General features: G+C 51.8%; 12 protein-coding genes. All 12 read right to left on the reverse strand.

Features of this window, described 5'->3' with window-relative positions; translation table 11 throughout:
- The 12 genes from JFT87_RS03960 to JFT87_RS04010 all read right to left on the reverse strand — a co-directional run bounded on the left by JFT87_RS03960 (position 1) and on the right by JFT87_RS04010 (position 12,197).
- The gene (locus tag JFT87_RS03960; protein WP_201198972.1) at positions 1 to 1,395 is read right to left on the reverse strand and encodes a TIGR01777 family oxidoreductase; all 1,395 of its coding nucleotides are present in this window, start codon (positions 1,393 to 1,395) and stop codon (positions 1 to 3) included.
- 138 nt (positions 1,396 to 1,533) lie between these two features.
- On the reverse strand, positions 1,534 to 2,910 hold the full coding sequence (locus JFT87_RS03965; protein WP_201198974.1) for a lysozyme inhibitor LprI family protein: 1,377 nt from the start codon (positions 2,908 to 2,910) through the stop codon (positions 1,534 to 1,536).
- Between the two features lie 11 nt (positions 2,911 to 2,921).
- On the reverse strand, positions 2,922 to 3,383 hold the full coding sequence (locus tag JFT87_RS03970) for an XAC2610-related protein (protein ID WP_201198975.1): 462 nt from the start codon (positions 3,381 to 3,383) through the stop codon (positions 2,922 to 2,924).
- A 469-nt stretch (positions 3,384 to 3,852) separates the two neighbouring features.
- Positions 3,853 to 4,500: a hypothetical protein gene (locus JFT87_RS03975; RefSeq protein WP_201198976.1), complete on the reverse strand. Its 648-nt coding sequence runs from the start codon at positions 4,498 to 4,500 to the stop codon at positions 3,853 to 3,855.
- Between the two features lie 342 nt (positions 4,501 to 4,842).
- The gene (locus JFT87_RS03980; RefSeq protein WP_201198977.1) at positions 4,843 to 5,181 is read right to left on the reverse strand and encodes a hypothetical protein; all 339 of its coding nucleotides are present in this window, start codon (positions 5,179 to 5,181) and stop codon (positions 4,843 to 4,845) included.
- 74 nt (positions 5,182 to 5,255) lie between these two features.
- Entirely contained in the window at positions 5,256 to 5,729 is a 474-nt protein-coding gene (locus tag JFT87_RS03985; RefSeq protein WP_201198978.1) for a hypothetical protein, read from the reverse strand.
- Positions 5,729 to 6,136, reverse strand: a complete 408-nt coding sequence (locus JFT87_RS03990) for a hypothetical protein (RefSeq protein WP_201198979.1) — start codon at positions 6,134 to 6,136, stop codon at positions 5,729 to 5,731. The genes JFT87_RS03985 and JFT87_RS03990 overlap by 1 nt, the downstream gene beginning before the upstream one ends.
- A gap of 272 nt (positions 6,137 to 6,408) precedes the next feature.
- Positions 6,409 to 6,834 (reverse strand): tetratricopeptide repeat protein, encoded by a 426-nt coding sequence (locus JFT87_RS28280; protein WP_242487233.1) that lies wholly within the window; start codon positions 6,832 to 6,834, stop codon positions 6,409 to 6,411.
- Positions 6,800 to 7,258: a hypothetical protein gene (locus JFT87_RS28285; protein WP_242487234.1), complete on the reverse strand. Its 459-nt coding sequence runs from the start codon at positions 7,256 to 7,258 to the stop codon at positions 6,800 to 6,802. The genes JFT87_RS28280 and JFT87_RS28285 overlap by 35 nt, the downstream gene beginning before the upstream one ends.
- Positions 7,251 to 8,630: a hypothetical protein gene (locus tag JFT87_RS04000; RefSeq protein WP_242487235.1), complete on the reverse strand. Its 1,380-nt coding sequence runs from the start codon at positions 8,628 to 8,630 to the stop codon at positions 7,251 to 7,253. The genes JFT87_RS28285 and JFT87_RS04000 overlap by 8 nt, the downstream gene beginning before the upstream one ends.
- Positions 8,630 to 10,105, reverse strand: a complete 1,476-nt coding sequence (locus JFT87_RS04005) for a hypothetical protein (RefSeq protein WP_201198981.1) — start codon at positions 10,103 to 10,105, stop codon at positions 8,630 to 8,632. The genes JFT87_RS04000 and JFT87_RS04005 overlap by 1 nt, the downstream gene beginning before the upstream one ends.
- Positions 10,106 to 10,154: 49 nt before the next feature.
- Entirely contained in the window at positions 10,155 to 12,197 is a 2,043-nt protein-coding gene (locus tag JFT87_RS04010) for a type VI secretion system Vgr family protein (protein ID WP_201198983.1), read from the reverse strand.
- Positions 12,198 to 12,220 lie beyond the last annotated feature (23 nt).

The raw sequence follows: 12,220 nt of genomic DNA on the forward strand, positions 1-12,220 counted from the left end.
TCAGGCGAGATCGCGCAGGGCAGCGTCGAGGGTCGGGAAACGGAACGCGTAGCCCGCCTCGGTCAGTCGGCTCGGCACCACCCGTTGACCGTCGAAAAACAGCTCCGCCATCTCCCCGGCCAGCGCCCGCACCGGCGCCGCTGGAATGTGGAACCACACCGGGCGTTTCAGGACTTTGCCGGCGCGCTCGGCGAACACACCCTGACTCACCGCATCCGGCGCCACCAGGTTGTACGTGCCGCTCAAACTGTTGTCGTCGAACGCCCGGGCGATCACCTGAAGCACATCATCGCGGTGCACCCAACTCATGATCTGCCGACCATCGCCCATGCGCCCGCCGAAGCCCAGTCGAAACGGCATCAGCAACGGCAACAACGCGCCGCCGGGGCCGAACACCACGCCCAGTCGCAGCACCACCTGACGCACGCCCAACCCGGTGGCCGGTTGCGCGGCGGCTTCCCATTTGGCGCACAACTCGGCCATGAAACCGTCGCCCTTGCTCGCGCCTTCATCCAGGCTTTCGCTGGCATCGCGCACGCCGTAAAAACCAATGGCCGACGCCTGCACCCACAGTCCTGGTGTGTGCCTGGCGCTCTTCAGCCAAGTCATCAGCGCTTCGGTGGTATCGACCCGACTGGCCAGCAATTGCGCCTGCCGCTCGGCACTCCAGCGCGGCCCGGCCACCGGCGCACCCGCGAGGTTGATCACCACGTCGAACGCCTCGTCATAGCCGAGCAGGCTCAGCGAGCGCACGCACCGGGCGCGGCCATCAAACAGACTCGCGGCTTTCAACGGATCGCGAGCAAGCACGCTGACGGAGTGGCCGGCGTCGAGCAACTGATTCACCAACGCCTCGCCGATAAACCCGGTGCCGCCAGTGACCAAAACGCGCTTATAAGCGCCGCCCATAAACGGATTGGACGTACTCTGAGGTTTTACTCGAGGGGATTTCCGGCAGTCATGGCGATACAGCCAGACCAGCGGCGGCAACAGCATCAGCAGCGCAAAACCGTCGAGCCACAGGTGCGACCAGACCTGTTGTTGCGCTGACAGCCACATGTCCTGCGGCGCCCACAACAGGACACCAGCGATCAACCAGCCCCACACACTCGGCGCTTTCGAACGATTGCCGATGTGCACCAGCGCGAGCATGTACAGCGAATAGCTTTGCAGCGTCGCGCCAAACAGCGCGAGCCACCAGACCTGCTGTTCGTGGCCGGCCGCGGGCACCGCTTCAGCGCCCCAGAATGCGCGTTCGAGGGTGTGCAAATAGCCGTCGAGTAAACCGGAGTGACCGGCCCAGGTCAGGGTCAGACCGGCGAGAATATGCACAATTGCGGCGGCGTATAGCCAGAGCACTAACGCGGGGCGAAGGGAGATCGAGGGGGCTGGCATTCCGTGTCCTGAGCGCATTCCTTGGGGGTGGGGAGTTTAAAGGAAAATCGCAGTCGTCAGACGCTCAAAAACTAAACGTTTTACCGAACGGATTCAGACTTAACGCCTGCGAAAACGCATCAAACATGACCTGGCATTTCAAATACAGTGACTGGCCTTGATCGATTCCGCGCCTTGCGATCCCAATCGTTTCACGCTGTCGATGCTCGACTGAATACCTTTGTCAGCCGCCATTTGATAACAGGCTAAGGCTCGGGACATATCCTTCGTTCCCAAATCGCCACTTTCGAAAGAAGAAGCCAAATAAATCATCGCCTCTGTGGAACCCATGGAAACAGCACGAATAACCTGTTTTTCTGCCTCCGCGGGATGGAGGCAAGGACCGCTGTAGTCGGTGGAATTGCCTAAACAAAAAAACGTGGCATAGCCCAACGCACCACTCGGTATTTTCGAGGCTGCTTTGAACAATGCCTCAACTCTAGGGGTTTCCAACTGCGACGCCATTTGCGAAAGACTCAGGCTTGCTGCCGACAAGCTCGCCTGTGCATCACCCGACTCTGCAGCACATAAATAGTTTTCCAGGGACGCTTCAATCAACTCCACCGTAAGCGGGTATTGCTCAAGAAATCCCAATCCACCTAACGCTTCGGCACGTTGATAACAGAAGTTCTCGGCGCGACTCCTTCCAGAGGTTTCCGTTGCGACGAGATCCTTTTCGCTGATCGACCAATCCTCAATTCCCTCCAGCACCCAACAGGCCTGCCGAGAGAAGTTAAAGATTTTCACATTGCTGTTTCCCGCTCGCTTATCCACCACGTTGACGTGACTGTCGTCGACCTCTTCGATCTCGACTCCAGGTGTCTTGCCGGGTGTGATTGCAGCCATCAGTGGATAGGTGAAGGTAGCTCCACTGACACCCGAGGTCGAAGGCTCAAAAGTACTTCGATCCTTTCCCGCTACCGGTTTCAACACCAGCGACTTGACCGTCAACGCCGTGAGACGGCGTTGCGATTCGCTGTTGGCGGAAAACGCCGTCAGGAAAGGCGCGAACTCCTCCGACGGGCATGCGTCGCTGGTCGGCGCCGTCGAAGTACTCTTGTCGGACGCAAGAGCAGGGACGATCTCGTCCAGATACGCCGAGCGCTCGCGACTCATTCTGGCGATGCACAAGTTGCCGACCGCCACGTAAGCAGGCTTACCCACCTCGATCTCGAACGCCTCCAACGGACAGTTCGCGTCGCGCAATTTCAACCACGCACGCTGCGACTCTTTAACCTTCGCCGCGTACTCCGCGCCCAACGCCGGATCTGTTCGATAGTCAGATTCAAGCCGCGCCATCAGCTGCTTGTAGCTAACGTTCAACTGCGCATCGGCAGCCTTCTTCGCCGCCTCAGAGCAGGGCACCATTTCCATGCTTGAGGTGACGTTGCTGCAGTCATCCTGCGCATAGGCTGCCGAAACTGGCAGCAACAGCGAGGCCAACAGCATTAAGATTAAGCGTTTCACTTTGTTCATCCTTGAGTCATTCAGGTTTTGCGTTGGGTGAATCGGGTGACGCACTGCTTCGGTCTGTTCATTTCCCAGTAAGTGCTGAGCAACACTTTGCGTTTTTTGTCGGCGCGCAGATTGACGAAGCCATCGCCGCAATCCGGCTGCAACTCTTTGAAGGTGCTGGTTTTGGCTTGGTAAACGAAAACTCTGAAGTAGTCGTAAGTGCCCATGCCGTCATCCAGCTGCCAGATCGCGAAATCTTTGGCACCGTCGAAATTGAAGTCCCCGATCTGTACCTTGAGTTCGTTTATGGCTTCAAAATCTATGGTCCGGGGCTCGCTGGGCGTTTCGCCTTTAACCGAGACATTCAGTGTGGCGCCCTCAATAACCAGCGTCGCTTCGACACCTGTGACTGGGCTGAACTTAGTGGTTTCAGCCAGTGCCGGGATCGCCCACAGCAGGCCAAGCAGTGATACCGCTAGAGTTTTGAATTGCATGTGCTCGCCCCTACTCCCACTTGCATCCGGACTCCTGGGAGGAGTCGATGTTGGGGTTATTCAAGAAGTGGTAAACCTTTCCGTTGGACTTTTTCGTGTACTTCATCGAGACGATCTGCGTCCCTTGAGTCACGAAATCGTAGGTTCCCGCAACCTTGCCATTGACGACTTCAGACCACGTTGTGGCTCTCTGCCAAGGGGCGTCGGGACCGAGCATCTCCTCCTCGGAATCCGTCAACACAATGGAGATGGGGTCGTTGTACTTGGCGTACCTGACGAAGCCACCAGACCATTTGCTGGACGCGTCGTAAAAGGTACGGAACTCAAACTTTACCGGGCTGGATTCGGAGAGTTCGAAGCAAAAGGATTCGCTGCTGACTGCGCTGTGGGCTACCAGCGGGAAGAGGCTGGATAGCAGAAAAAGTACTTTTTCACGTTCATTTCCTTATGAGAGATCGGGGACACGGGCCTATTCCGATCCCGCTACACACTGTCCATCCTGAAGATCAGGAGCCAGCGCCCGATTTCCCGACAGATACCAACTCGCAAGCGACTGACTCTCGCAATAAGCGTTCCTCTCGGCATCGTAATAAAACGCGACCTTGTGCTTGGCCATCCCGCCCCGGTTGGGGACAAACAACTCGACGGCGAACACGACATCGGGCAAAGCAGTTTTTCTGTCCGACATCAGCGTGGGTGGCCCCAGAAACTTACAGGGCACGCCGTCAAAAGGCAGATCCAACCGGCCGTCTTGATACCTGTAAATCGCACAAATGCTATTCGGATCTTCAATCACCACGGCAGTAATCGTTCCACCACTCCAGTTCACGACGCCACCTGCAATGGAGTGGAAACTATCGAAAGGCATTTCACTTTCCTTCGTTAGCGCAGCGACCATGGCGGCGGGCATTGCTTGGTTTGTACTGACACCGGCCGGCGCTGCGCTAGCGGACAATGCCCACGGCAATGCCAGGAACAGCAGCGAAACGACTTTCACTGTGACTCTCCGATGGCCCGGCTGACAGATGTGCAATACACGACCATTACTGCTCCGTACATTCAGGTTCAGCGAGACGTTCACCATCAACGCTGAATTTGCATAACTCGGTAATTTCATTCACTCCAACCAACGACATCAGCTTGAAGGTCAGCTGCAATTCGGTGTCGGAAAACGTCGCCTTATCCAATGAGACATCGGAGAAGCCGTTGTTAAAACTTCTCCCTGCAATGTCGCAGAATGCTATCGAGTCGCTCCACTTTGGGCTATTAGCGGGCGAAGACCGGACACCCAAAACTTGTATTTGTGTGGTGCAAATCAAGTTGCCGACTCATGCAGGTCTCTTCAATATTGCAACTTCTTGATTTTCTGTAAGAAAAATCGGGGATCCCTCAGGCACAGCCCACGTTTTCAAATCATTATTAAAACGTGGGAGCCAATATTATTTCTTAAAAACATAGCTTACTTCTCTTGACTTCGCTCAAGCGCCTTCTTAGGTATGTTTTTTGCTTTTCCTGACTTCTGCATCAAGTCGACATACTCTTTATAGTAAGCCGCTGACCGCGCCCTATCAGTCTCCCAGAGCACATCTGCGATATTGAGCTTCAACACCACTCTACTAGGAAAATTCTTTTCGATTTCCGCCAGAAGCTTATATGAACTATCGTATTCCCCTGCTTGCGCCAAAGCATAACCAAAATCGTTATATGCAACTACAGTAGAAGCACTTAGAGGATAATCTACTTGCAACTGCAGTAACCGCCCAGGATTAAGATAAGATTTAATCGCATCGTAATCCATATCTTTCAAACGAACCAAAACGACATTATGCGCCAACGCTATAGAGTCTATTTTTCTACCCGCTTCTACTTCAGCTATCTTTTCCGCGGCAAGTTTACGCTGCGTATACCAAGAATAGCTATTACCCCCTCCTCCAAACTACCTTCATATGCAGAAAGACTTTGGGATAGTGATTTCATATTCCCGATCGAAGCCAAGTCACTTCCGGAGTAAACAAAGGTTTCATACTGCTTACCACTTAGCCCGAGACCCGAGTGTTGAACAGCCCAAACGCACGTAAAAAGAAAATATACTTCTCTCCCTTTAACGGTAAATGCGTCAGTTAACTCAGCTTCCCCTCCCTCAGGCTCACAAGTGTCGGGAATTGCATAGCGCTTCCCACCTTTGGCTATCAAACTACCTCTTAGCGTTTGCCCTCGGTCGCTTTCAGATGATGAAAATTCTACTTTTACAGCTTCATTGAAAGGCGGATCCAAAACAATAATTTGACCTTCCGCCCTTAACCAAGCGGAATAGCCAAAAATCAAAAACAGAACAATATTTCTCATCAATTTAACTCCGCTTCAACCATTCCGCGCAGATTATTAAACAAGATCACCCTATTTGCCAAACCAATTGTTCCGCCATTCACTTTAGTAGATATATCGGCAACATGTAGCGAGATATTCGCCTCAGTCCGCGAAGCATATGAGGTTGCAATCAGACCATTCATATTATTCATATCCCACCAAACAAACGCCGACTCTATCCCATACTTTAATTCATTTACAATCAGATCGGGATCTACCACAAAGTCCTTGGGATCCGCAGGATCCCTTAGATTATGAATTCGTGTATATTCACGATAGTTAGATTTACCGGTTAATTGGATGATGCCTCTACCCCGATACTTATACCCTTCTTGGCTCGCCTCGTTTCCATTACCATTTCTGCCGCCATAAACATAGCTACCCAAATTAACCGGGGAAAGTGGGAACAGACCACGTTTTTCGGATCATTACTAAAACGTGGTCTGTCCCCATTTCACCCCGCAACTGATGGTGGAGCGTGCGCTGGATCACCTGGAAGAATTAATCGCCGCGAGGCAGGTAGCGAAAAAGTAAGAGGTGTCCGTGGGGCGGGCTGGAAAATAATCCGTCCCATTTGATTAGTCGAGCAGGACAAATAAATCTGGCACCTTTCGCGCAATTTACTAATTTAATCACCAGCCCCTGACTCCTCTTTAATTCAATCTTTCCTTAACCCTACCAGGAATTTTACTTTCCATATTTTTTTCTTCATCGCACCAATATATTCAGCATAGTATTGTTTTGCTTCATCTTCCTTCCCAAGCGCCCATAGAGAGTCAGCAACGTTGAGCTTTAACGGCACCCTATCCGGCGCGACAACTAATAAACGATCATAAACCTGCATCGCTAAAAGATGTTCACCTCCCTGAGCAAAATAAAACCCCATATCATTATATTCAGATATATTTTTCTCAGGGGGATAACATGCCATATAAGAGGGGATACCCATGAAAACATAATCCCTCAGAAAACTAGCGCGCGATTGATTTTCAGTGTCCCGCGAGGCATTAGTAATTAGAAGCTTTGGAGGCTTACCTCCTTGAGAAAAATCAAAAAATCCCCCTGGAAGTTTTCCACTTTCCATTTTGCCACGTCCCTTCACACTGCTGCACGGATCCTATATTTTTAACACAGCCGGTTTCCATTGAAATCACATCACAATATGCTTGAGAAGAAATAATGCTATTACCCTCGTCATCCACCACCTCCCCAGCGTTAGTCCTTTGAATTATCAAATATTTTTTATCTGGAGAAAGAGAATCCGTATCAGGGTTTGCTACTACCCCGTCCTCCGATGGCTCCATTCCAATAGGAACGGCGTATACTTTAAACGACACTGAAGTAGCGTTATATTCTATATCACGCCAGCCGCCGTATTTTTTATTGAAGCTTCGAGCACTCAAAGAGGTATTTTTCACCCCTTTAATTTCCATAGCCACTGCATCTGCATGAGCCGTCTGCATGGACACAAAACAAGAAACCATAAATAAAACAAAGATATTAAACATTCAGCGCAGCCTTTAATTTAATAAACCTTGGCCCCGGATCTGTCATCTCAGGGCGATCCGGCCCGTAAATATCTAAAATTTTTCGCTCATATATGGGGTGATTAACACCCCAAGTAGTTATGTCTTTACTGACCCCTGGGTTCTGCAAAAAGAATTTATCCAAGGCTCTTTTAACATTAGTTGCAACCTTACTTGGTCTATTAACATTTTCATCCAGGGCCGTTGCCTGCCCTAGCGCCGAAAGAAAAACCTTGCCAATTGAAAAGCCATACGTACCTGGCACTTTCAGCAAAACGTCTCTCAATCGATCTATGAAGTCTGTGATCTGAAGCTCGACATATAAAGAGCTGCCCACTGCACAGGACATCACTGACACTGGTTTACACTCGACAACCTTCCCGTACGTTGCTAGTGAGAAACCTAGTTTCAATTTCTTTCTAAGATCTTCACCCTCAAATTTTTCCCCATCCAGAAAATCAGGATGCTGGTAATACATTCTCGGTTTAGCAGCGCTGATATCGAGATACCACCCCTGACTCTCAAACAGCTCAAAAAATTCATCAGGATACAGCTCTTTGAATTTTTTAACTTGAATCGGAAGCTCTCCCTCGCCATCTGGATTGATCGTTTTCTGCATTGCTCCAGCAGTTATTATCTCGCTATCATATGCCTGCACTGCATTTATTTTCCCTTCATTCTCGCACATCGCTGTAATTACTTTTTTCTCGAATGCTGTAACCTTCCCAGACGCCTCGATAGCAGCCCACTGTGGGGCATCCCCCAGCTTTCCCTCACCCCATACTACTGGCCCGAAATTAGAATACCACTTCGTACCTTTTACGACAGCATTACATGTGCATTTTTTCTTTTGCTCAAAATTCGCTATCAATCCAATTGCATGTATATGCCAAACTTTACCATCTGGACTTAACCCCTCCTGCGAGACAATTTCTTTCCACCAAGATAGCTCTTTGATTCGTTTTTTTTGCTGAACCCAATTTACATTAGGAGTATCAACTGTATGCCCCATTAACTTGTCGAGCGCATCCCATTTCTCCGCTTCATAGAACCACTCACTTTCACACTTTGTAATTAGCTGCGATATAGATTGCGCGAACCAAGGCTTTGTGAGTGCCGCTTGAATCTCCGTTGTGGTCAGCCTATCGTTCTTATCAGTATCAATAATATCGTACAGCCTTTCCTTTACTGGCCCCTTAGTCGACTTGCTAGCGAGAGGAACGAATGTAGCTTTTTCTGCTTCGGTAAGCAGATCGCGATCATGAAGGTATGAAGAAAGATGTTCAGCATTACTTTCCGTTTCTTCAATAAACTTGAATCCAATCCAATCCCACGGATTATGGCGGGTGGTCATCAAATCTTTTCCCCCACCCACCCGCTTATAGGATTACCTTGCGCGTCTCCAAGCAATCCTTCGAGACGCCACCATCGAGTAGTGCTAGAAGCGGCAGGCGTGGTACCTGAACTTGGAGTAGTGACAGTTTGTTTGATTTTTTGTGAATCCGGCAAGGCCTCTAAAACACTAGAGGGAACAACCAGATCATATCCAATCACCACGCCGGCATCGTTGGCTTGTGGTGGATTGGTCGCACTTATATCTGGGCGATGAGTAATGAGCTTTGTATCTTTGTGAATTTTTAGCAGGTTTTTTTGATCTTCTGGTAAGGCAGCGGCTTTACCTTGGCTAAGAGAAACAAATTTCTCAATGTCATCGCACGTGAATACTTCCACATGAACTAGATTGCGAGCGGTTCCTTCATCGTGTTCCTGATATTGGCCAGCAAAGCCCACCAACGCACCAGCCTTGATGGTCACAGGCTCATCGAGCAGAACGACCTTTCCCATCTCCTTGGGTTCAGTCTTGGTTTCAAGCGAGGGAAACCATACATAACCTCCAACATTGCCCGTTTCATCAGGAGCAAGTGCAGGGATTGGATTTCCACTCACAATTTTCACTAATTTTCGGTAGTGACCAACTGCGCCTTCTTGGCTGATCTCAATTTGAGTGCCAGCAGGCAGTATCGACATAACCTCGCCGGTAGTCGAACCGGTCCTACGCACTCTCAAACCCTTGGCGTGATTAGCAGGTATATTTTTCGCTAGCTCGCCAATCAGGTACTGATTTGCACCTTTACTGTTCATTTGGGTTTTGAACACCCAACCGCCTATAGCTACGGATTGGTCAGCTTCCGGCGACACACTGACAACTTTTAGCCATTTCCCATCTGTACTCGCGTCTCCAGTGGTGACGGTAGTGCCACGTGGCAATGTAGTCAAAATATGGGTGTAGTCCGCTGTCTCAGGTAAGTCGGCGCGTACGTTCAAACCCTCGACAGGATCACTTACATCTGCTTTTACTTGATAGCCACCATTAACCCAGTATGACGGCCGTTCCAACAGGGGTGTTTTCGTCCTGTAACCTTCCATGTCCAACAGATGCATGTACAGGCTATAAAACGTCAATATCGGGCCCGCAGCTTGAGCAGTGGCCGAGTCAGAAGGTGCAGCGGGGGCAGGCATCTCCAAGAGATGCTTTACCAGCACAAAGCCTGTCGAAGCAAAAGCGGTGCGATCCGTATATACCGTAGCCGGATAGGTGTCATCTATACGATAGGCAACAACTTGCCCATCAGCGATGCAACGAACCTCACTCTGTGCCGAGACTAATCCGGATGCCTCATCAAAATGCACGCCGCCATGCCACAAACCATTGCTGCCAAGTGGGTAATAGCCGTCCTGCGCTTTCGCTAATGCTGCGTAAAACTGTTGTGGATCAGCCCCACTTGCGCCGCCTATCTTTAATGGGTACGACCATTTTTTAACTTTCACTGGCTCTGTCATTTGTACGTTTACCTAATCCTTTTTTATCCGCTGAAGGTCAACCCGAGAACCTGATCATTCGCATTGGTCGAGGGTTAGCTTTCTCAGGCACCGAATTCGCCAACGCCTGATCCATCAAACTCCCCGCCTTATCCTTATCCGCCGCCCCCGGCAGCACCGGCGGTTTAATCCCGATCCCGGTCCCATTCCCAGGCGCCCCGCCAGCATTAATCTTCACCACCGGCCCAACCACCGTCACGCCGCCGCCATCGAGCTTGATAAAGCTGCCACCGCCAAGAATGGTCAGCTCCATCCCCGCTTCGATGACAATCTTGGCCCCAGCCTTCAGATGTATCTCTTTCCCCACACTCGTCAGTTGCGCAGTCCCGAGCTTCACATGCTGGTTCTGCCCAATCGTCAGATGATCATCCATCCGCGTCTCAGTCTTCCGATCCGCAATCGTGGTGCGATGCTCCTCAGCCTTTAACTCGGTGTAGGTGTTCTTCTCCACCGTGTCATGCCGCTCATTCCCCACGCGGATCTTCTGGTCGTGCTCAATGTTTTCATCCCAATCCCGCTGAGCATGCAGGTAGATCTGTTCCGCACCTTTCTTGTCTTCAATCCGCAGTTCGTTGTACCCGCCGCCCCCCGGTGAGCTGAGGGTTTTGAAAACCGTGCGGGTTTTGTTGGCCGGCAGCTCGTAGGGAACCTGGTTTTCCTTGTGGTACAGGCAACCGGTTACCAGCGGTTGGTCAGGATCGCCTTCGAGGAAGGTCACCAGCACTTCCATGCCGATGCGCGGAATGGCGATGGCACCGTAGCGGTCGCCGGCCCAGGAGCTTGAGACGCGCATCCAGCAGCTGGTTTTGTCGTCCGCCAGACCTTCGCGGTCCCAGTGGAATTGGACTTTGATGCGGCCGTATTGGTCGCAGTGGATTTCTTCACCTTTGGGGCCGGTGACCATGGCGGTCTGACTGCCGAGGACGCGGGGTTTCGGGTGTTCAAGGGCTGGGCGGTAGAACACGTTCCATGGCGTGGCCAGGAAGCGGTTGCGGTAGCCCTGGTGGAAGTCGTCTTTGTTGTCGGTGGTGTCGCTGGTCACTGACTCTTCGAGGACTTGGGGTTGTTTGCCTTCGTGGAAGATTTCGGTGAGCAGCCAGAGGTCGTTCCACGCGGTGCGCGGGTGGTCGGAGATTTCCAGGAAGTGGCCGCTGTTGAGCGTGGTTTGGTCGCCCCAGCCTTCGGCTTGTTGATAATCCGCGCGATGACGTTCCAACGCTCTCTGGCTAAGAAATTTGCCCCGCGCGCGGTCAATGAAACGACCCGGATAGTCGTAGTCTTCCAGATCCGGCTCGGTGCTTTCGCCTTCAGGTTTGTAGGCGGCTTCGAGTTGCAGGCGCGGCTTTTCAAAGTCGTAGTCGCGACGGGTGGTGCGGCTGGTGCGGGTTTCCAGGCGCATTTTGAAGCCTTTGATTACCGGTTCATCCGCAACCATTCCGCTGCCTTGCACGTAAGCAGTTGGCTGGCCGAGTTTCGGGAACACGGTCTGGTCGTCGCCGAACACCAGCAGGTGGGCCTTTTCGCTGTGCTGGAAGTGGTAGTGAATGCCTTCCTCTTCGCACAACCGCTGGATGAAGTGCAGGTCGGTTTCGTCGTACTGCACGCAGTAATCGCGGTCCGGGCACGGCACGCTCAACTGGAATTTGTAGGCGTTGCCCTTGATGCCGTGCTCGTCGAGGATCAGCGCGATGATTTTCGGCGCGGACATCTGCTGGTAGATGCGCTGGTTGGTGCGGTGATGCAGGTATTGCAGTTGCGGCACCAGGGAGATTTTGTAGCGGGTCAGGCGTTTGCCGGCATCGCCCTGGGCCACGCGGTAGATCTGGCCGTGGATGCCGCTGCCCTGCGGGTCGAGCGCGAGGAACGCCTGTTTGTGCAGGAGTTTTTCCAGGTCCAGGTCCGGGTTTTCGCTGACCAGTTCGATGTCGAAGCGATACGGCTGGCTGATGCCTTCGGTGCCGGTGAACGACAGCACTTGCAGGTCGCCGTCGTAGTCTTCGACTTTGAGGCTGAAGTGGGTTTCGTTAGCTGGGTTGAACATGGCTTGCTCCCTGTTCGGTAGTC

The sequence above is a fragment of the Pseudomonas sp. TH15 genome (genome assembly GCF_016651105.1).
Taxonomy (GTDB): Bacteria; Pseudomonadota; Gammaproteobacteria; order Pseudomonadales; family Pseudomonadaceae; genus Aquipseudomonas.